15 protein-coding genes and 1 pseudogene are annotated in these 20,475 nt (G+C 60.4%); 14 read left to right on the top strand and 2 right to left on the bottom strand.

Translation table 11 applies throughout. From position 1 onward, the window contains the following. The first annotated feature begins 60 nt into the window (after positions 1–60). Positions 61–495 (top strand): cytochrome c-type biogenesis protein, encoded by a 435-nt coding sequence (locus RCCGE510_RS02080; protein WP_037077559.1) that lies wholly within the window; start codon positions 61–63, stop codon positions 493–495. Between the two features lie 472 nt (positions 496–967). On the opposite strand, the gene RCCGE510_RS02075 is transcribed toward RCCGE510_RS02080, so the two are convergent. Further along, positions 968–1,915 (bottom strand): LysR family transcriptional regulator, encoded by a 948-nt coding sequence (locus RCCGE510_RS02075; protein ID WP_007626668.1) that lies wholly within the window; start codon positions 1,913–1,915, stop codon positions 968–970. A gap of 306 nt (positions 1,916–2,221) precedes the next feature. Here RCCGE510_RS02075 and RCCGE510_RS02070 point away from each other — a divergent pair, with 306 nt between their 5' ends. From RCCGE510_RS02070 to RCCGE510_RS02015, 12 genes and pseudogenes are all read left to right on the top strand, one after another. Beyond that, positions 2,222–3,199 carry an ABC transporter permease gene (locus RCCGE510_RS02070; protein ID WP_037077556.1) on the top strand — a complete coding sequence of 326 codons (978 nt, stop codon included), beginning with the start codon at positions 2,222–2,224 and terminating at the stop codon, positions 3,197–3,199. 57 nt (positions 3,200–3,256) lie between these two features. Further along, positions 3,257–4,285: a sugar ABC transporter substrate-binding protein gene (locus tag RCCGE510_RS02065; protein ID WP_007626663.1), complete on the top strand. Its 1,029-nt coding sequence runs from the start codon at positions 3,257–3,259 to the stop codon at positions 4,283–4,285. Positions 4,286–4,359: 74 nt separating this feature from the next. Beyond that, on the top strand, positions 4,360–6,483 hold the full coding sequence (locus tag RCCGE510_RS02060) for an SMP-30/gluconolactonase/LRE family protein (protein ID WP_007626656.1): 2,124 nt from the start codon (positions 4,360–4,362) through the stop codon (positions 6,481–6,483). Next, on the top strand, positions 6,480–7,538 hold the full coding sequence (locus RCCGE510_RS02055; protein WP_007626655.1) for a hypothetical protein: 1,059 nt from the start codon (positions 6,480–6,482) through the stop codon (positions 7,536–7,538). Before RCCGE510_RS02060 ends, RCCGE510_RS02055 begins: the two co-directional genes overlap by 4 nt. After that, complete coding sequence (locus tag RCCGE510_RS02050; protein ID WP_007626654.1) at positions 7,535–9,046, top strand: sugar ABC transporter ATP-binding protein; 1,512 nt, start codon at positions 7,535–7,537, stop codon at positions 9,044–9,046. Before RCCGE510_RS02055 ends, RCCGE510_RS02050 begins: the two co-directional genes overlap by 4 nt. Positions 9,047–9,093: 47 nt before the next feature. Continuing rightward, entirely contained in the window at positions 9,094–9,504 is a 411-nt protein-coding gene (locus RCCGE510_RS02045) for a carboxymuconolactone decarboxylase family protein (RefSeq protein WP_007626653.1), read from the top strand. 6 nt (positions 9,505–9,510) lie between these two features. Continuing rightward, entirely contained in the window at positions 9,511–10,482 is a 972-nt protein-coding gene (locus RCCGE510_RS02040; protein ID WP_007626651.1) for a quinone oxidoreductase, read from the top strand. Between the two features lie 48 nt (positions 10,483–10,530). Beyond that, positions 10,531–10,848, top strand: a pseudogene (locus tag RCCGE510_RS02035) (transposase); the annotation flags it as partial. Between the two features lie 350 nt (positions 10,849–11,198). After that, a complete protein-coding gene (locus tag RCCGE510_RS02030; protein ID WP_007626647.1) occupies positions 11,199–12,782 on the top strand; it encodes a Do family serine endopeptidase in 1,584 nt (527 codons plus the stop codon). A gap of 77 nt (positions 12,783–12,859) precedes the next feature. Beyond that, positions 12,860–13,606: a response regulator transcription factor gene (locus RCCGE510_RS02025; protein WP_037077550.1), complete on the top strand. Its 747-nt coding sequence runs from the start codon at positions 12,860–12,862 to the stop codon at positions 13,604–13,606. Further along, complete coding sequence (locus RCCGE510_RS02020; protein ID WP_007626645.1) at positions 13,603–15,012, top strand: ATP-binding protein; 1,410 nt, start codon at positions 13,603–13,605, stop codon at positions 15,010–15,012. The genes RCCGE510_RS02025 and RCCGE510_RS02020 overlap by 4 nt, the downstream gene beginning before the upstream one ends. A gap of 137 nt (positions 15,013–15,149) precedes the next feature. Then, positions 15,150–18,107 (top strand): bifunctional [glutamine synthetase] adenylyltransferase/[glutamine synthetase]-adenylyl-L-tyrosine phosphorylase, encoded by a 2,958-nt coding sequence (locus RCCGE510_RS02015; RefSeq protein WP_007626644.1) that lies wholly within the window; start codon positions 15,150–15,152, stop codon positions 18,105–18,107. A 312-nt stretch (positions 18,108–18,419) separates the two neighbouring features. On the opposite strand, the gene hisD is transcribed toward RCCGE510_RS02015, so the two are convergent. Then, positions 18,420–19,718 carry a histidinol dehydrogenase gene (hisD, locus tag RCCGE510_RS02010; RefSeq protein WP_007626643.1) on the bottom strand — a complete coding sequence of 433 codons (1,299 nt, stop codon included), beginning with the start codon at positions 19,716–19,718 and terminating at the stop codon, positions 18,420–18,422. Positions 19,719–19,901: 183 nt separating this feature from the next. On the opposite strand from hisD, the gene RCCGE510_RS02005 reads away from it, so the two are divergent. After that, on the top strand, positions 19,902–20,450 hold the full coding sequence (locus tag RCCGE510_RS02005) for a cupin domain-containing protein (protein WP_037077546.1): 549 nt from the start codon (positions 19,902–19,904) through the stop codon (positions 20,448–20,450). The last annotated feature ends 25 nt before the right edge of the window (positions 20,451–20,475 follow it).

The following is a 20,475-nucleotide window of genomic DNA, read 5'->3' as shown; positions in this document are numbered from 1 at the left end:
GTCGGGCCCCTTCTCCCCGAGGGGAGAAGGGGAACGCGGCCTCTCTCCCGTCTCCTCGTCATCCTGTTCATCCTCTTCACGCCCTTCTCCGCCTTCGCCGTCAATCCCGACGAGGTGCTGGCCGACCCGGCGCTGGAGGCCCGCGCCCGGGGCCTTTCGGCGGAACTGCGCTGCATGGTCTGCCAGAACCAGTCGATCGACGATTCCAATGCCGATCTCGCCAAGGATCTGCGCCTGCTGGTGCGCGAGCGCATCACCGACGGCGACAGCGACGATGAGGTGCTGAATTATATCGTCTCGCGCTACGGCGAGTTCGTGCTGCTGAAGCCGCGGTTCAGCATGAAGACGGGCCTACTCTGGGGCGCCCCGGCGCTGCTGGTGCTCGCCGGCGGCCTGTCACTGCTGGTCTTTGCCCGCAGAAGGGCCGGCAAGCCGACGGGAAGCAAGCTGACGGCGGATGAGCAGGCGAAGCTAAGCGAGCTTCTGAAAAAGTAAGCAGTGCGCCAGCGGAGATGCTTCAGAAGGCGCCCGTTTTAGCTTAAGGTTTCAAAAGCGATAGCAACGCACCGGTCGTGACAATGGAGTTTCTCGTCTGGCTGCAGGCAATGCTAGCGAACGCGCCGCGGGCGGCCCCAACTGGTGAGGGTGCTATATGGTCTTTGAAGCGCCGGGCAGGCTTGCCGGTCTGGTGGCTTTCTTCACCGGCTTGTGTTGGCTCCGGTTCGATTTCGCCAATAAGGCGGGCATTGCGCGCCAGCCCGAATAGATAATAGAGCCGATTGGCCTCGCACCAGGCCACGAGCTAGCTCCCGGCAAAAGCCGCTGTCGGCACGCAGCAATATGCGGATCCGCGGCTAACTGGCGCGGATTTGAGCGACAAGACCCTCCTTGTGCCCGATGAGTTCCAGCTGATGCCGATCGACAAAGCAAGCGGCAAATGAGGACCGCTTCGACAGGCGTAGGCGGCCTACCGGCGTCTATCGGTCAGGACGACGATGTTGTCCCGTGCCGTCTTGCGATCGGCCGCGACATCGGTGATGTGATTTTCGAGCATCGTCACGAATGCCCTGCCGAGTGACGTTAAGGGGGCACTTTTCGGCCAGATTGCGGCGATTTCAAAATCCAGTGGTTTGCCGCCGAGCGCGATGGCCCGATTCGAAAGCGAACGATTCCTCAAGACAGTCGCGGACGGTACCACGGCGATGCCGCCACCGCCCGCCGCGATCGCCAGCAACGTATGAGGCGAGGAGGTTTCCAACCCGATCATCGGTGCAAGACCGCTTACACGGCATGCCGCGTCGAAAATTTCGCGGGTAACGTGGCGCTTGTTTAGCAGCAGCAACGGATGCTGGCCGACCTCGTCCAGCTCCACCGGGCTTTCTCCCGGTGGCAGAAATTCGCAAAGGCCGATCGCCCGCAGCGTCATGAATCCGAGCGGCACACTGTCCGACTGGTCATTCTGAATGAAGCTACTGGCGTTGATGGCAATATGCACATCGCCGTCCGCAAGCGCGCGGCTGAGGTCTGCGCCGCCGCCTTCTTCCACCTTGATCTCGATCGTCGGATTGATCGCTCGCCACTTGGAAAGTATGTCGGGGAAATAGCGTTCGATGACCTGCGAGCAGGCTCCTACGCGCAGGATGCTGACCTCGCCTTGCCGCAGCTTGGCGGCGGTGTCATGCATCTTCCGGCTCGCAGCCAGCACCGATTGCACACGCGACAGCAGAACGTCACCTTCACGAGAAAGACGGAGCTTGCGTCCCATCCGCTCGAAAAGCTGGACGCCGAGTTCCATCTCCAGCTTTTGGATCTGTCTCGTCAACGCTGATTGGGTCATGTTCAGCCGGACAGCGGCTAGCGTCAGGTTGCCCATCTCGGCGATCGTCGCGAAGCTTCGCAAAACCCTTTCGTCCATCGTAAATCCGCATCCTGTGGGCGAAAACGATCAGCGACTGCCGCGACCGATGGCTACGATAATGTCCCGGAATTGAACTGGATCGCCAACAAAAATATACTGCCGGCGCAGACAATCCGAAAACGCAATTCTAATATGCTGGCGAATTCCACGCGCCGCGAAGATCTGGCCGGATCATTCCCAATTTGCATGGATAAACGCTAGAAAGATTCATTGGACGAAGTCATTTTCGCAACGCTACCCTTGCATCCGGTGCTCTGGCGCAAATCTGCGCTGCAACATCTCCTTTATGAATGCGAGGGCGGCGTGCAGGGTATCGGCTGGAGAAATCTCAATCAGGAGCGCATCGTCCTGGTGATTGCTGTCGTGATCTTCATCACGGCCTCCATCGCGTTGCCTGGCTTTCTCACGACGGACAACATCGTAGCGATCGCCCGCTCCGTGTCGGTTCTCGGTATCCTCGCCTTGGGAATGGCCATCGTCATCATTGGACGCGGCATCGACCTGTCAGTCGTGGCGATCATGGCGATGTCGGTTGCCTGGTATCTGCAGCTTCTGGGCACGGGCGTGGACAGCGGGGCGGCACTTTCTCTGGTGCTTGCGGGCGTGCTGGGCATAGGGCTGATCAACGGGTTCCTCGTTGCCTATGCGGATGTTCCCGCCATCTTCGTGACGCTGGCCAGCGGATCCTTCGTGTTCGGCGTGGTCCGGTCGCAGCTGATCACGCAGGACGCCGTCCCCGTGCCATCGGGCAACTGGATCGAGCTCGTCGGCGGATTGCGCTTTCTGAACGTGCCGGTGGAGGTCTTCATCTTCGCCGGTCTGTCCTTCACGACATTTCTTTTCCTGCGCTACACCAAATGGGGCCGCTACGTGTATTTCGCGGGCGACAACCCTGTCGCTGCGCGCAACATCGGCATGCCTGTGCGGCCGATGCTGGTGCTCCGGTATGTGATCTCAGCGGCAATCGCTTTCGTGGCCGGTATTCTTACTGCGGGGAGCCTGCATTCCATCAACACCCGTATCGTCAACTCGACCCTGCTCTACGACATCGTGCTCGTCGCCGTCATCGGCGGCATCGGTCTCTCTGGTGGCAAAGGAAGCGTGCGCAACGTGCTTTTTGGGGCAGCGCTGATCGGCATCATGCTGAATGCCATGACTATCATCGACATTCCGCTGATCTACCAGAACCTCATCAAATCGACGATTCTGCTGGCCGCCATCATTGTCGATGGCGTCCTCAATCCGCGTGACGAGCAGACGGCCCAGCAGGGCGACATCTGAATTCCGATTGCCGCCGAGAAGGCGGATATTTTTACCGACGCACCGAACAAGGGGACTATGATGAGATACTTGAAACTGGTGATGGCAGCGGCCGCCACCCTCTCCATCGCATTTTTCGCAACGGCGCCGCAGGCCCAGGAAGATCCGGGTCCGGCCGCCTATGCCCAGGCTCTCAAGGGAAAGCGCGTCATGCTCGTTCCTCTGGCGATGGGTTTTGACCTGGCTCAAGGCTGGTCGCACTACCTCAAGAGGGAAGTGGAGGCATTCGGCGGCACATTCGAAACCCGCGATCCGAACTGGAGCACGGAGGCCGGCGCGCAGGCGATCACCGAAGCGATCTCTTCCGACACCAAGCCGGATGTCCTGATCGTCCATGCACCCGACCTGAATTCCTATTCCCGCCTCTACAAGAAGGCGCAGGCTGCCGGCATCTACGTCATCCTCATCGACAATCCTGCCAATTACCCGGCCGACGCCTTCGTCGGCTCGGATTGGGACAAGCTCGGCCAGCTTGAGGCGCAGGCAGCCATCAAGGGATGCGGCCCGAATTCGTCCAAGAAGATCGGTCTCGTCCAGGGCGACCAGGTCAACGCTTCGAGCCTCTATCAGTATGCCGGCATCATGAAGATCCTCGATAAGAACCCCGATTTCAAGGTCGTCGCCAAGCCCGACTCCAACTGGGATGCCACCAATTCGCGCAACGTCACGACGACCATGCTTCAGCAGAATCCCGATATCTGCAGCATCATCGATTTCTGGGATGGCGACGCTACCGGAGCTTCTGCTGCAATCCGTGATGCCAAGCTGCAGGACAAGGTGTTTCTCGTAACGACAGGTGGCGGTGAAAAGGCTGCAGATTGCGATAATCTCGAAAACGGGACTTACGGCGCCGTCGTCATGACCGAGCTGCATCATCAGTCCGGCGACATCAACGCCATTATCAAATTCCTGCTGCAGAGCGGCCAGCCGGCCGGCACGTCGAAGACCTTCATCTACACGCTGGAAAAGGCAACGACGAAGGCCGACCTGAAGCCCGATACCTGCTGGGACCTCAAGGCCCTTCAGGCCGAAGCGGCGGCAAAGTAAGATATTTCGCCAGAGGTGGCCGAGGGACTCTTCGGCCAGCTACCCTTTTGTTTTCAGTGCTTTGGTAAGCCACCATGTCCTTTCGCGAACGCCTGCAGTCATGGCGGTACAACCTTATTCCCGATCATCTGGTCGGCGAGATCCTGACCAAGCGCTGGACCGACAATGCCATTCCTTTCCTGGCTCTCGTCGTCACGATCGCTTCCTTCGGTACCGCGATCCAGGGCTTTTTCAAGCTTTCCTCCCTGCAGGATTCCACCCGCCAGCTCGGCGAGTTCTCCATCGTCGTCACCGGCATGACGGTCGTCATGCTCGGAGGCGGCATCGATCTCTCCGTCGGTTCGATCTTCGCGCTCTCGACATTTTCGGCCGTCGCCGTCTTCTTCATCTTCGAGCAGCCGGTCTGGCTGGCGCTCCTGGCATCGGTCGCGACGGGCGTGGTGCTGGGCGCCCTAAATGGCTATCTGGTCGGCTTTCTTCGACTTCGCGCGTTTCTGACGACCCTCGTCACCTTCATCATCGGCCGCGCCATCTATGATATCCTGATCGTCAATTTTGCGGCGCGGATCCAGTTGTCACCAGCCACGTCCAATATCTGGGACTACATCGGCGACGGCACGTTCCAGGGTCTTTCGATATCCGTGCTCGCGGCGATCGTGCTGGCGATCGTCACACACATCGCGCTGACCCGCTCGCGGCCGGGCTGGCATGTACTGGCCGTCGGCGGCTCCAGGCGCTCGGCCCACAATGCCGGAATCAAGGTTCGCCAGACGGTCTTCATGACCTATGTCTTTTCCGGCTTCTGCTCGTCGATCGCTGGATTTCTCTTTGCCTGCCGCTTGAGCGGGGCCGGGCCTGGCACCGGGCTCAACCTGGAAATTCTGGCGCTGACCGCGGCCGTCGTCGGCGGCAACAGCCTTGGTGGGGGCCGGGGCTCCGTCGTCAAGGGCGTCATGGGCGCGATAATCGTGCTCGTCATGACCAATGGTTTGATCCGCCTTGGCTACGGCACCGGAACCAACCAGATGGTGTTGGGCCTAATGCTTGCCGCAGCCGTCACCATCGATATCCGCTGGCTGAAAAACCGCCACAAGGTGCTGAACGAGGTCTATGTCGCGCCGGTATATCTGCGGATGGGCGATTCCCAATCGGCAGTTCCCGGCTCCGGCACCAGCTACGAGCTGAATGACCGGCTTTCTCAGACGGATTATATCGGCCTCGATGAGCTCGAAGGCCCGGAGGACGTCATCCTCGATCGCGAAGGGCATCTCTATTGCGGCACCCGCCACGGGGAGATCATTCGCTTCTTTGCCCCGGATTACAAACGTTCGGAGGTCTTCGCCCATATCGGCGGCTTCCCGCTAGGCCTCGCATTCGATCGCACGGGCAATCTGATCAGCTGTGTCGGCGCCATGGGCCTCTATTCCATCTCTCCGTCAAGGGAAGTGACCAAGCTTTCGGCGGAGACCGCGCGCTCGTGGACCTCGGTTGTCGACGATGCGAGGCTGCGCGATCCGAACGATTGCGACATCGCTCCCGACGGGCGCATCTACTTTACCGATTCCACCAAGCGCTATGATGCCCATGACTGGGCGCTGGATTCGATCGAGAACCGGCCGACGGGGCGGCTGCTGGTCTACGATCCAAAGGACGGCTCGACCAAGACCCTTCTGGACGGCTATCGTTACACCAACGGCGTCTGCATGGCGCATGACGGCGAATCACTGTTCTTCGCCGAGAGCTGGGCATGCCGCGTTCATCGCTACTGGCTCGAAGGCCCCAAGGCAGGCACCGCGGAATGCGTGATCAAGGACATGCCGGGCTATCCCGACAACATCAACCGCGCGTCCGATGGAAACTACTGGATGGCGTGGCTCGGCATGCGCACGCCAAGCTTCGATCTCTCGCTGCGCCATCCCGCCATGCGCAAGCGGATGACCCGGCGTCTACCCCAGGACGAATGGCTGTTTCCAAACATCAATACCGGCGGCGTGGTCAAATTCAACGAGAAGGGCAGCATCGTCGATACGCTCGGCGATCTCTCCGGCACATCCCATCCGATGGTGACGTCGATGCGCGAACACAAGGGCCATCTCTTCATCGGCGGCATCCTTAACAACCGCATCGGTCGCTACAGGATTCCCGGCGCCGACGAGAGCTGGACGAGTTCGGTATCCTATTGGGGAGGCGAGTCATGATATTCGACCCAATCCTCGACATCTTCCGCGGTAAGGCGGTAACGATTCCGCCGCTCGACGGCGCGTTTCGGCCCAATACAAGCCTGGATGATGCGGATATCTTCGCTACGCTTTCCGAACCCGACAATCTGGCGGTCTGGAATGGCAATCTGATCGCCGGTAGCGGAAGCGCGCTGTTTCGGATTGCAGCAGACAGCGAGCCGGTCGTTGTCGAAACGCTTCAGTCGCCTGTGACGGCCCTGGCGGTGTCTCCCGCAGCCGAACTCACGGTTGGAATGGAAAATGGCAAGTTGCTGATTGCGGGCAAGGAGAATCCGCTTCCCGGCGAGATCGGCTGCATCACGGCGCTCGCCTATGGTGAGGACGGCGCTTTGTGGCTGGCAAACGGTTCCGCCAATTACGCGCCATCCGGCTGGTCTGCCGATCTCATGCAGAAAGGCTCCTCGGGTTCGCTCTGGAAAAGAGAAGCCGGCGGTCGCGAGTTCAAGAAGATCGCTGGGCATATTGCCTATCCCTATGGGCTTCACCCCACAAAAGATGGTGTCTTCGTCAGCGAGAGCTGGTCTCACCGGATCCTGCATGTCGACGGCAGCGGAAATCGGAAGACGGTGCTCGATCATCTGCCCGGTTATCCTGCACGGCTGAGCCAGGCTGCGGGCGGAGGGGCATGGCTAGCACTGTTTGCGCCGCGCAACCGGTTGATCGAATTCGTGCTGCAGGAAAGCCGGTATCGCCTCGACATGATGGCGGAGGTGCCGCGTGAATACTGGATCGCACCGGCCCTGGCGTCCAATCGAAGTTTTCTCGAGCCGCTTCAGTGCGGTGGGATAAAGACGATGGGCATACACAAGCCATGGTCGCCAAGCCGGTCCTACGGCCTCGTCGTCCGCCTCGATGCGGCGATGCGGCCGTTGCACAGCCTTCACAGCCGGGCGAATGGAGACCGCCATGGCATCTGCAGCGCTGTAGAGATGAACGGGCAAGTCTATGCGGCTTCGAAGGGTGGAGATTGCGTCCTGTCTCTTTCCGGAATTTCGCAAGAGGCGCTGGCATGAGCGATACGGAATTCGAAACGATCATTCGCCTGGTAGGCGTGACCAAGACCTATCGCGGTGTTCCTGCCGTGAGAAACGTCGATTTCGAACTGCGCAAGGGTGAAGTCCACGCTCTGCTTGGTGAGAACGGCGCCGGCAAATCGACGCTCACGAAGATGATCGCCGGCGTCGTCGATGCGACCTCCGGCCGGATATTCCATCACGGGCGTGAGGTTGCCTATGCGTCGCCGCATGCGGCCCTTGAAGCCGGCATCGCCATGGTGTTCCAGGAAACCAGCCTCGTGCCCTCCATGACGGTGGCGCAGAACCTTTATCTCGGAACGGAAAAATTCCTGAACCGCCTGCGCGGCACCTATATCGCGGCACAGCAATTTCTACAGTCCCTCAACTTCCCTGTCGATCCGGCTGCCATGGTCGAAACGCTGGGTGCGGCCAAGCGCCAGATGGTGGAGATTGCCCGCGCCGTCCATCACAATGCGGAAATCATCATTTTCGATGAGCCGACCGCAACGCTGACGCCGGAAGAGAAGCGCCATTTCTTTGCCCTGATTCAGCGGTTGAAGGCCAAGGGCGTCTCTGTCGTGTTCATCAGCCATGCCCTGGAAGAGGCTCTGGCCATATCCGATCGGATCACCATTCTTCGCGATGGCGAAGTGGTGGCCAGCGGCAATACGGGGAGCTTCGACCGCGAGGCCATCATAGCGGCGATGGTGGGACGGATCTTGTCGGCGGCTCTCTACAGACCGCGTGAGGACGCTAAGCTGCGCAAGCCGGGCAGGAAAGCCGTCTCCGTCCAGGACATTTCCATGAACAGCATCGTTCGCAACAATTCCTTCTCGATCTTCGAAGGCCAGATCACCGGCGTTTTCGGACTGATCGGCTCCGGCCGCACGGAGACGTTCAAGATCCTTGCCGGCATCTACAAGCGCGATTTCAAGCGAGGTGGTACCATCGAGCTCTATGACGAGCCGGTGCGCTATATCGTTCCGCGCCAGGCGATGAAGGACGGCATTGTCTATGTGACCGAGGATCGCAAGAGCGAGGGCTTTTTCGAGACGATGTCGATTGCCGAAAACCTGTTTTCCGGCCTCCTGGCGGCAGGCCATGAGAAAGCCTGGGTGGTGGACAGCAGGGCCATGCGTGATCTTTCCGCCGAGTGGACGAAGACGTTGAATATCCGCGCGATCAATCAGAATGCCCGCGTGGTCGAGCTGTCCGGCGGCAATCAGCAAAAGGTGGTGATCGGCAAGGGCTTGGTGCAGAAGCCGCGCATCGTTATCTTCGATGAGCCGACACGCGGCGTTGATGTCGGGGCCATTGCGGAAATCCACCAGATCATCAACCGCCTTGCCGATGAAGGCCTCGCCGTTGTGGTGATCTCGTCCTATCTTCCGGAAATCAAGAACCTGTCGGATCGCATTCTCGTCTGCCGCCAAGGGAGAATCGTGGAAGAGTTCTCGCCGTCCGAAGCGACGGAAGAGAAGATAATGTATGCGGCCGTGCACTAGCTGGCACCGTCAAGAAAAACCAAGAAAAGCGGAATGGGAGAACACAGATGGCAACCGTGAAATTGCTGACCGACGCAGAGGTGGAGTCGAACCCGGCCGTGAAATCGGTCTTCGATGATATCCGCGCGACGCGTAAATCCGATTTCGTCAACAACTTCTGGCGCGGCCTTGCCAATGATCCTGCACTGCTGAAACGGACCTGGGAGCAGCTGAAGGCCGTGATGGTGGCCGACGGCGCGCTCGAACCTCTGGTGCGTGAAATGATCTACATCGCCGTCTCGACGGCCAATGGCTGCCAATATTGCGTTCATTCGCATACGGCGGCCGCACGCGCCAAGGGTATGAGCGACGCACAGCATGGCGAGCTGTTGGCGGTCATTGGGCTGGCCGCGCAGACGAACCATCTGGTCACTGCGATGCAGATCCCGGTCGATGCCGCTTTCGACGTGAAGAGCTGATAAGCGATGAGCAAAGGTCTCGTTGCCTTCCAGCCCGGCGGTCCCGAGGTGCTGGTCTGGCATGACGTCCCGACGGGCAGGCCGGGCGAGGGGGAGGTCAGACTTCGTCACACGGCGATCGGCGTGAACTTTCTGGATATCTATTATCGGAGCGGACTTTATGCGTGGCCGGAAGAGACAATGATTCCGGGCGCGGAGGCGGCGGGCGTGGTCGAAGAGGTGGGGCCGGGCGTTACCGGCTTCCAGCCGGGTGATCGCGTCGCCTATGTCATGCACCACGGCGCCTACCGCGAGGAACGAGTGGTGCATGCAAACAAGCTGATCCATCTTCCTGAAGGCATTAGCGAACAGACCGCTGCGGGCGTCTTGTTGAAAGGTCTGACGGCGCAATATCTGGTGACCTCGTCCTATGCGGTGAAAGCGGGGGACACGGTGTTGGTCCATGCCGCCGCGGGTGGGGTTGGTCTGCTCTTGGGGCAATGGCTGAAGTCGCTTGGAGCCCGTGCCATAGGTACGGCCGGATCCGCCGAGAAGGTCGCCCTGGCGCTGGAGCACGGCTATGATCATGTTATCAACTATAGTGAGCAGGACTACATGCCTGTGGTCAGTGAGTTGACCGAAGGCCGGGGCTGCGCCGCCGTCTATGATAGTGTTGGAAATGATACGTGGCGTGGTTCACTCAAGTGCCTGGCGCGTTTCGGCATGTTTGTCAGCTTCGGCCAGTCATCCGGCATGATCCGCGATTTCTCCTTTTCGGATCTGGCCGCAGGTTCTTTTTCCGCCAATAGACCTGTTCTTTTCGATTATATCGCCGGCCGCGAAGAACTGGAAAGGCGAAGTGGGGATCTGTTCGGTCGATTGCTGAGCGGCGGCTTGCGAACAGAAGTCTCTTCCACGGGCCGCCTGCAGGAGGCGCCGATCTTTCACGCTCTGCTCGAGCGTCGGCAGACGAAAGGGGCGACGGTCCTAATCCCCTGAAACGAAAGTAGGCTCGGCGCCTTAAGTGCGCCGGACCTGCTGCATAGATCGGTGTATGCGCGTGAGATGAGCACGCGTGAGATCGTGGGGCATGTCCAGGAGCTTTATGGGATCGACGTGTCGCCTGACTTGATCTCGGCCGTCACCGATGCGGTGCTGGACGAGGTTACGACGTGGCAGTCGCGGCCTCTGGAGCCGGTCTATCCGCTGGTGTTCTTCGATGCGCTCCGCGTCGAGATCAGGGATGAAGGCCATGTCCGCGACAAGGCCGTGCATATCGCGCTCGGCGTGCGCGGCGACGGCACAAAGGAAATTCTCGGCGTTTGGATCGAAACCAATGAGGGGGCAAAATTCTGGCTGCGGGTAGAAAAGAAGTGGAAGATGCCGCCAAGGGAATGGGCGATTGCCAAATCCCAATTCACGATATCTCTTTGCGGCAGGCCGCAAGGGCGTAAGCGCAAATGTTCAACCGCACGCCTGTACACGAAATCCCTGACAGTCCCGGATCCGTAGACCCAGCAGCAGCGATGGTGTCGCGCGTCACCCGTCAAATGCGGCCACCACCGATCGCGATTCTACGCGTGCAAACATCGCAAACATTACGAATTTTTCATTGGCCGGACAGTTCGCAGTAAGGTGCGACGTCCTATATCTTCATTCATCGACTGATCCGGCGCCGCCGGTCTGAAGATTTAAGAACAAGAGAAGGTGCTCCAATGCTGAAGAATTTCAACGGACGTCCGTCCCTCGCCACTGTGCTCAAGGCTTCTACCGTCGCCGGTATCGCAGCCGCTGTGCTTGCAACCGGCGTTCCGCTCGAAATCACCCGGTCTTATGCCGAAGCCGTCAAGGTTCAAGCACCTGCTGTCCCGAGCTTTGCCAATGTTGTCGATGCCGTTTCGCCGGCCGTGGTTTCCGTCCGCGTTGAGAACCGCGTCAATCCCGTCTCTGACAATGACGGTTTCTCCCTCGAAGGCCGCGGCTTCGACGATCTTCCCGATGATCATCCGCTGAAGCGCTTCTTCAAGCAGTTCGGCGGCCAGGACCCAAATGATCAGCAGGGCCATCAGCGGCGCTTTGGCCAGAACGGCCCGGGCGGCCCGAATGGCCCCGGCGGCAAGGGCCGTCTGCGTCCGGTCGCTCAAGGGTCCGGCTTCTTTATCTCCGAGGACGGCTACATCGTCACCAACAACCACGTCGTTTCCGATGGCCAGGCCTTCGTCGCCGTCATGAATGACGGCACCGAACTCGATGCCAAGCTGATCGGCAAGGATCCGCGCACCGACCTCGCCGTGCTGAAGGTCGAGGGCAAGGGCAAGAAGTTCACCTACGTCAACTGGGCCGACGACAATAACGTCCGCGTCGGTGACTGGGTCGTTGCCGTCGGCAACCCCTTCGGCCTCGGCGGCACGGTCACGGCCGGTATCGTCTCGGCCCGCGGCCGCGATATCGGTTCCGGTCCATATGACGATTACCTGCAGGTGGATGCCGCCGTGAACCGCGGCAACTCCGGCGGTCCGACCTTCAACCTCAGCGGCGAAGTCGTCGGCATCAACACCGCGATCTTCTCGCCGTCGGGTGGCAGCGTTGGTATCGCCTTCGCCATTCCCGCCTCGACCGCCAAGGATGTCGTCGCCGATCTGATGAAGGACGGCCAGGTTTCGCGTGGCTGGCTGGGTGTACAGATCCAGCCGGTGACCAAGGACATCGCCGAATCCATCGGCCTCTCCGAGCCGAGCGGCGCCCTCGTCGTCGCCCCGCAGGCCGGATCGCCGGGTGACAAGGCCGGCATGAAGGCCGGCGACGTCGTCACGGCGCTGAACGGTGAAACGATCAAGGATGCGCGCGACCTCAGCCGCCGCATCGGTGCGATGCAGCCGGGCAGCAAGGTCGAGCTTTCCGTCTGGCGCGCCGGCAAGGCCCAGCCTCTCACCGTCGAACTCGGCACGCTGCCGGCCGACCAGAAGGATGCGTCCGCCGATGACAACAGCCAGCCGCAGCAGCCTGAGGCGCCGGCTTCCGAGAAGGCGCTTGCCGATCTCGGCCTGACGGTCGGTCCTTCCGATGATGGCAAGGGCCTGGCGATCACCGGCATCGACCCGGACTCCGACGCCGCCGACAAGGGCATCAAGGAAGGTGAAAAGATCACCTCGGTCAACAACCAGGAGGTCTCCAGCCCCGCCGATGTCGTCAAGGTGCTGAACCAGGCCAAGAAGGACGGTCGCACCCGCGCGCTCTTCCAGATCCAGTCCGGAGAAGGAAGCCGCTTCGTCGCCCTTCCGATCAACGGCCAGGGCTGATCCTTCAAGAAAACAGGAGCCGTGCGGATGAAAATCCGCGCGGCTCAATTCTTCTGACCTTTTGAAGGATGATCGCCATGAGCGCCGCCCCGCAGGAAGATGCTTTGAGCCTTGCCGAAACGCAGCCGGTGGGTAATGTCGGCCGCATGAAGATTCTCATCATCGAAGATGATCTCGAAGCCGCGGTCTACCTCACGAAAGCCTTTCGCGAGGCGGGCATCGTCGCCGATCACGCCAGCGACGGCGAGGCCGGCCTGTTCATGGGGTCGGAAAATACCTACGACGTCATCGTCATCGACCGTATGCTGCCGCGCCGCGACGGTCTCTCCGTTATCAGCGAGCTGCGCCGCAAGGCGATCCATACGCCGGTCCTCATCCTCTCGGCGCTCGGCCAGGTCGATGACCGCGTCACCGGACTTCGTGCCGGCGGTGACGACTATCTGCCGAAGCCCTATGCCTTCAGCGAGCTGCTGGCCCGTGTCGAGGTGCTCGGCCGCCGCAAGGGCACGCCGGACCAGGACGTCGTCTATCGTGTCGCCGACCTCGAACTCGACCGGCTTTCCCACGAGGTCCGCCGCGGCGGCAAGGAGATCCTGCTGCAGCCGCGCGAATTCCGCCTGCTCGAATATCTGATGAAGAATGCCGGCCAGGTGGTGACCCGCACCATGCTGCTTGAAAACGTCTGGGATTATCACTTCGACCCGCAAACCAATGTCATCGACGTCCACGTCTCGCGCCTGCGCTCGAAGATCGAGAAGGATTACAGCCAGCCGCTCCTGAAGACCATCAGGGGCGCGGGGTACATGATTAAGGACGAGGGATGAGCCGCTTCAGGGTTCTCTTCAAGTCCACCGCAGTCCGCCTTTCGGCCCTCTATATCCTGCTTTTTGCCATCTGCGCCGCGACGCTCGTCTTCTATGTGACGGCGATGTCGGAACGGCTGCTGACCGGCCAGATCCGCGATGCCGTCAAGCAGGAGGTGGAGCAGGTGCAGCGCGCCTTTGACACTGGCGGCATGAATCTTCTCCTGCGCACGATGGAGCGGCGCGCCCGTCAGCCGGGCGCCAATCTCTACATCATCGCCGGTCCCTCGGGCGATATTCTCGCCGGCAACGTCGCCTCGGTGCAGCCTGGTGTTTTCGAGGAAATCGGCTGGACGTCCGCGCCATTCATCTATCAGCGCTATACCGACAGCGGCGTCGAACGCCGCCACAAGGCGATCGCCAATATCTTCGTGCTCGACAACGGCCTGAGGATTTTGATCGGCCGCGACCTCGGCGATCCCGAGCGTTTTCGTCTCCTGGTACGCCAGGCACTGATGGTGGCCTTGGCGATCATGGGGCTAGGCGCCATCATCATCTGGTTCGCCATCGGCCGCAATGCGCTGAAACGCATCGACCGCATGTCGGATGCGAGCAAGAAGATCATGGCCGGCGATCTATCGCAACGCCTGCCGGTCGGCGGATCCGGAGACGAGTTCGACCGCTTGTCGATGTCTTTGAATACCATGCTGGAGCGCATCGAGAAGCTGAACGAGGGCCTGCGGCAGGTCTCCGACAATATTGCCCACGATCTCAAGACGCCGCTGACCCGGCTGCGCAACAAGGCGGCCGATGCACTCGATATATCAGATGGCGAGACGCGGCGGGGAGCGCTCGAAGGCATTATCTCCGAATCGGACCAACTGATCCGAACCTTCAACGCCCTGTTGATGATCTCGCGCGTCGAGGCCGGATCGGTGGCGGCCGAGATGTCGCCGGTCGAGCTTTCGGCGATCGTTTCCGACAGCGCCGAGCTTTACGAACCGGCGGCCGAGGAAGCCGGGCTCGGCCTCAGCGCCAGCGTCGAACCGGGTGTCGAGGTGCAGGGCAATCGCGAGCTGATCGGCCAGGCAATCTTCAATCTTCTCGACAATGCCATCAAATATTCCTCCGATACTGAAGGGGCGGGTTTAGTGTCGCTGAAGCTTGCCCGCCGCCCGGATGGCATCTGCCTTTCGGTGGCCGACCACGGGCCGGGCGTTCCCGCCGAACGGCGTGACGACGTGGTGAAGCGCTTCGTCCGCCTCGATGAAAGCCGTTCGAAGCCCGGCACGGGGCTCGGGCTTTCGCTGGTGGAAGCGGTGATGGAACTGCACAACGGCCGGCTGGAGCTCTCCGACACCGATCCCGACAGGCCAGGGCAGCGCGGCTTGACCGTCAGCATGATCTTTCCGGCCAAGGCTGCCTGAACTCTCCTGCCGAATGACCATCGGCTAAATCGCGTATTGGCGGTTTGGCGCCAAGACCCTAGTTTAATTCCGATCGAAGCAGATGGTTCGCGATTCCATGTGGCCGTTTCCTTCCGCTCAAAAGCCAGGGAGAGCGCATGCTGACGAAACCGACGCATGGCCTGAAGGATGTGGCCGAAGGGCTGCTGCGTCCGCTGAGCCAGACGGAGCTGAAGCTGGCGATGGCCGATCTTCAGGAGGCCGGTAGACAAGAGCCGTCGGTGGCTGCGATGCTGAAGACGGAAGGCCCGCTGCGCGATTTCATCGCCGCCGCGCTGACGCTGTCGCCTTATCTGCGCGAAATCGCCAATCTCGACCCGGCCGTCCTTGCCGGCGCTATCACCCAGCCGCTGGAGCCGCAGATCGAGGCGTTGGTCGCCGATGCCCGGCACTGCTGGCGACCGAACGGCGAAGGGACAGCACCCGCCGAATCCGTGGTGATGAGCAGGCTGCGCATCATCAAGCGCAAGGTGGCCTTCCTCGTCGCACTCGCCGATCTCGCGCGGATTTTCGACGGGCGGGCGACGACGGCCTGGCTGAGCGCGCTGGCCGAAGCTTCGGTCGCCGCCGCAATCGACCACCTGCTGCTGTCGGCGCATGAGGGCGGAAAGTTGAAGCTGCGCAATCCGGCTGCCCCCAGCGACGGCTCCGGCCTGATCGTGCTCGGCATGGGCAAGCTCGGCGCCTCCGAGCTCAACTATTCCTCCGATATCGATCTCGTCGTCTTCTTCGACGAGGAGAAAGGCATCGTGCCCGACCCGGATGATGCGATCGAGATCTTCCCCAGGATGATGCGCCGGCTGGTGCGCATCCTGCAGGAGCGCACAGCCGATGGCTATGTCTTCCGCACCGATCTCAGACTGCGCCCCGATCCCGGCTCGACGCCGCTGGCGATCACGATCGACGCGGCGATGATCTATTACGAGGGCAGGGGCCAGAACTGGGAGCGGGCAGCCTTCATCAAGGCACGCGCCGTGGCCGGCGATCTCGTGGCCGGCAGCGATTTCCTGCGCGGGCTTTCCCCTTTCGTCTTCCGCAAATATCTCGACTACGCGGCGATCGCCGATATCCATTCGATCAAGCGGCAGATCCATGTCCATAAGGGCCACGGCGCGATCGCGGTCAAAGGCCATAACGTCAAGCTCGGTCGCGGCGGCATCCGCGAGATCGAATTCTTCGTCCAGACCCAACAGCTGATCGCCGGCGGCCGCATGCCGGCCTTGCGGGGCCGGGCGACGGAAGAGACGCTCGGTGAATTGACCAAGGCGAAATGGATCGACGCCGAGACCCGTGACGAGCTGACGGAGGCCTACTGGTTCCTGCGCGATGTCGAGCACCGCATCCAGATGGTGCGCGACGAGCAGACCCACCTGTTGCCGGAGACGGATGTCGACCTGAAGCGCATTGCCTTCATGATGGGCTTTTCCGACACGCCGAGCTTTTCCGAACGGCTGGTCGGCGTGCTGAAGACGGTGGAGCGGCGTTATGCCCATCTCTTCGAACAGGAGAGCAAGCTTTCCACCGACACCGGAAACCTCGTCTTCACCGGTCAGAGCGACGATCCCGATACGCTGGAGACGCTGAAGAAACTCGGTTTCACCAGGCCGTCCGACATTTCCCGCATCATCCGCACCTGGCACTATGGCCGCTACCGCGCGACGCAATCGGTCGAGGCGCGCGAAAGGCTGACGGAGCTGGCGCCGGAGCTTTTGCGGGTTTTCGGCGAAAGCAAGCGCGCCGACGAAGCACTGCTGCGTTTCGACAGCTTCATTTCGGGCCTTCCCTCCGGCATCCAGCTGTTCTCGCTGCTCGGCAGCAATCCGGCGCTATTGTCGCTGATCGTCAACATCATGTCCTCGGCACCCCGACTTGCCGAGGTGATCGCCGCCAAGCCGCATGTTTTCGACGGCATGCTCGATCCCGGCCTGATGGCCGAGCTGCCGACCCGCGATTATCTCGGCGAACGGCTGAAGGGCTCGCTCGCCCAGGCCCGTCATTATGAGGAAGTGCTCGACCGGTTGCGCATCTTCGCCGCCGAGCAGCGTTTCCTGATCGGCATTCGACTGCTGACCGGCTCGATCAACGGTCAGATGGCCGCACGTGCCTTCACCCATCTCGCCGACCTCATTATCGCAGCCGCACTCGAGGCAGTCGTGAGCGAGATGCGGGTAGCGCACGGCGACTATCCGGGCGGGCGCATCGCTGTCGCCGGCATGGGTAAGCTCGGCAGTTTCGAGCTGACGGCCGGTTCCGACATCGATCTGATCCTGCTCTACGATTATGACGACAACGCTTCCGAATCCGATGGCGAAAAGCCGCTCGACGCGACGCGTTACTTCACCCGCATCACCCAGCGGCTGATTGCCGCTTTTTCGGCGCCGACCGCCGAAGGCGTGCTCTATGAGGTCGACATGCGGCTACGCCCATCCGGCAACAAGGGGCCGGTCGCCACCCGCATCAATGCCTTCGGCAAGTACCAGCGTGAAGAGGCATGGACCTGGGAGCATATGGCGCTCAGCCGCGCCCGATTGATCTCAGGCGATGAGAGCCTCATCGCCGAGGCCGAACATATCGTCCGCGAGGTGCTGTCGGCCGATCGCGACATCGCCAAGGTGGCGCATGACGTCGCCGAGATGCGCGAACTGATCGATAGGGAAAAACCGCCCGCCGGCCCATGGGACCTGAAGCTGATCCCCGGTGGCGTGATCGACCTCGAATTCATCGCCCAGTACCTGGCGCTGATCGCCCCAACCAAGGGCGTCGGCATCGCCGTGAACGGGATGAGCACCGGCGAGACCCTGAAGCTGCTGGGCGAACGGCTGATGGCGCCCGCCGATCTCGACATATGCCTGGAAGCCTTTGCGCTTTATACCGCTCTTTCACAACTGATCCGCCTATGCATCGACGGCCTGTTCGATCCCACGGACGCACCATCAGGTCTCCTCGAACTCGTTTGCCGCGCCGGAGATTGCCCAGACATCAAGACGCTGGAAGTGGAAGTGAAGCGGCTTTCAAAGGCCGTCAGAAAAATATTCCTGGATCTCGGGAAGGTCTGATCTAAATCGAGGGTAAGCCGCGCTACCGGGATCGCAGGTAACAGCTGAGATGTTGGGTCTTTGCATGAAGACATTGAACTCATCGAGGTCTTCGAAGAAACAATGATATCTCTCTTCCCACGCAGCCCCAGGTTAAGCCGAGCGTCAACTTTTTGGCGTGACAGCGTGGCGAGCGAATATTGGTCCATCTGCCGAAAAGGACGTCGACGCTTCTACGAAACCGGATGGGCAAAAAATCACCCAGTCTCAAAAACTGGGTGATCTTTCACATCGGAAATAAGCGTTAGAGAACGCCCAACGCAGTTCGATTCACTATACTGCGGTGAACTGCTGAGGGCTCAGCCGAAGAGCAGCGGCACGGCGATGGCCTTCAAGCTTCTCCGTCGCGCTCTGGCGGACAGCAGCAGGTGCAACCGCTGCAACGCCATGTTCTTCAAGCCACTGGTGAGTTGCGATCTTTACATACGAGCCGACCCATAGGCCGCCTGTGTAACGGCCAGCTGCCATGGTAGGCAGGGTGTGGTTCGTACCGCAGCACTTGTCAGAATAAACGACGCTGGCGAGTTCACCAATGAAGATGGAGCCGTAGTTCCGCAGCTTTTTTGCTGTCGCTTGCGGATCACGGGTGTGGACCTGCAAATGCTCCGTGGCGATGTAGTCCGAGTAGGCGATCATGCTCGCTTCACCTTCGACTATGGTAACTTCGCCGTAGTCCCTCCACGCCACGCCAGCGACTGCGGCGGTCGAAAGAGTTTCGAGCTGCTTCTCGACCTCCTTGATGGTTTCTTCAGCGATCTTGCGGTCGGTCGTGACCAAGCCGACGCGGGTGCGGACATCGTGCTCGGCCTGAGCCAGCATGTCGGTGGCAAGTGTCGCCGGGTTAGCGGTTTCGTCGGCAACAATGAAGATTTCGCTCGGCCCGGCAAGCTGGTCGATGCCGACCTGACCAAATACCTGGCGTTTTGCTTCGTTGACGAATGCATTTCCGGGACCGACGATTTTGTCGACGGCCGGGATGGTCTCGGTGCCATATGCCATCGCCGCGATGGCCTGGGCTCCGCCTACGCGGAAAATGCGGTCGGCACCAGCAAGGTGACACCCTGCGATCATTGCCGGATGTGCATTCGGCGGCAGGCAAGCAATGACCAGGTCGCAGCCAGCGACTTTCGCCGGAACGATTGTCATGACGGGAGCCGAAAGAAGGGGATAACGACCGCCTGGGACGTAACAGCCGACGATCTCAATCGGGATGACCCGATGGCCGAGGTGAAGGCCGGGGAGACTTTCGATTTCAAGTGGGAGAATTGTCCCGAGCTGTGCTTCTGCGAAACGGCGAACATTTGCGATTGCAAACTCGGTGTCCTCCCGGGTCTGTGGATCGAGGTCGGCTATCGCCTTCAGCTTCTCTGCCTCGGTAACCTCGAAGTTCGCAACGTCGGCCTTGTCGAATGCAATCGAGTATTCACGGACAGCGCCGTCGCCACGCTCACGAACGTTGGCGATGATGTCCTTAACCGTCTTCTCAATGGAAACTGTGTCCGAAACGGCATCGCGCCTCGGTTCTTTGATCTGAGTAAACTTGCCTTTGAGAGCGTCGAGCCGCGATGTCATGAAGGTCTCCTATGTGCGTGCTGACCGGAAGCATCACGCACAAAAAGAAGTCCGACAATTGCCTCCTAAACACCTGTCTAGTATTTTCACCAAGATTAATGGCTCTCTGCGGTCTCCGGTATGCAGTCGATCAAGACGGTGCCATGCTCGCAAAACGGGCAGATAACCACCGGGATCAACAAAATGCCAAAAATCGGGACAAAGCTCAGAGAACTTCGCCGCCGTCGCGACCTCGGGGTTCGTGAACTAGCCGCGCGGTCGGGGATTTCACACTCAACGATTTCCCTTATCGAAAGGGACAAAATGTCGCCATCCATCGATACTTTGGGGGCCGTTTTGGATGCTCTGGGTACAACGTTGCCGGGCTTCTTCTCCGACCTCCAGTCAAGCCTTCCGTTCACACCTTTCTACGCTGCTTCCGATCTTGTTGAGATCGGAAAAGTCGACACAATTTCGTATCGAGTTATCGGACTCGACCATCCAAATCGACAGCTGCTAATGTTACATGAGAGGTATGCGCCGGACGCGGATACTGGCGAGGAATTCACACATGCGGCGCAGGAAGCGGGTATGGTACTTTCCGGAGCTGTGGAAATTACAGTCGGCAATCAGAAGCGGGTTCTCCGATCTGGTGACGGATACTATTTCGACAGTCGTCTTCCCCACCGCTTCCGAAACGTCAACGATGGTGAGAGCGAGATATTGAGCGCTATTACGCCACCGACGTACTAAAAAGGTGGTTCCCAAAGGGGCGCCG

Origin of the sequence: Rhizobium sp. CCGE 510 (genome assembly GCF_000292525.1) — a bacterium.
Classification (GTDB): Bacteria; Pseudomonadota; Alphaproteobacteria; order Rhizobiales; family Rhizobiaceae; genus Rhizobium.
Note: the sequence above shows the minus strand (reverse complement) of the source record. Positions and strands in the feature narration are given on the sequence as shown.

What these genes read in the sequence shown, in the direction of transcription:
- RCCGE510_RS02045 (WP_007626653.1), top strand. Translation starts at nt 9,094, where the DNA reads ATGGCAACCGTGAAATTGCTGACCGACGCAGAGGTGGAGTCGAACCCG.
- RCCGE510_RS02065 (WP_007626663.1), top strand. Translation starts at nt 3,257, where the DNA reads ATGATGAGATACTTGAAACTGGTGATGGCAGCGGCCGCCACCCTCTCC.
- RCCGE510_RS02050 (WP_007626654.1), top strand. Translation starts at nt 7,535, where the DNA reads ATGAGCGATACGGAATTCGAAACGATCATTCGCCTGGTAGGCGTGACC.
- RCCGE510_RS02055 (WP_007626655.1), top strand. Translation starts at nt 6,480, where the DNA reads ATGATATTCGACCCAATCCTCGACATCTTCCGCGGTAAGGCGGTAACG.
- RCCGE510_RS02030 (WP_007626647.1), top strand. Translation starts at nt 11,199, where the DNA reads ATGCTGAAGAATTTCAACGGACGTCCGTCCCTCGCCACTGTGCTCAAG.
- RCCGE510_RS02040 (WP_007626651.1), top strand. Translation starts at nt 9,511, where the DNA reads ATGAGCAAAGGTCTCGTTGCCTTCCAGCCCGGCGGTCCCGAGGTGCTG.
- RCCGE510_RS02015 (WP_007626644.1), top strand. Translation starts at nt 15,150, where the DNA reads ATGCTGACGAAACCGACGCATGGCCTGAAGGATGTGGCCGAAGGGCTG.
- RCCGE510_RS02075 (WP_007626668.1), bottom strand. Translation starts at nt 1,915, where the DNA reads ATGGACGAAAGGGTTTTGCGAAGCTTCGCGACGATCGCCGAGATGGGC.
- RCCGE510_RS02020 (WP_007626645.1), top strand. Translation starts at nt 13,603, where the DNA reads ATGAGCCGCTTCAGGGTTCTCTTCAAGTCCACCGCAGTCCGCCTTTCG.
- RCCGE510_RS02005 (WP_037077546.1), top strand. Translation starts at nt 19,902, where the DNA reads ATGCCAAAAATCGGGACAAAGCTCAGAGAACTTCGCCGCCGTCGCGAC.
- RCCGE510_RS02025 (WP_037077550.1), top strand. Translation starts at nt 12,860, where the DNA reads ATGAGCGCCGCCCCGCAGGAAGATGCTTTGAGCCTTGCCGAAACGCAG.
- RCCGE510_RS02060 (WP_007626656.1), top strand. Translation starts at nt 4,360, where the DNA reads ATGTCCTTTCGCGAACGCCTGCAGTCATGGCGGTACAACCTTATTCCC.
- hisD (WP_007626643.1), bottom strand. Translation starts at nt 19,718, where the DNA reads ATGACATCGCGGCTCGACGCTCTCAAAGGCAAGTTTACTCAGATCAAA.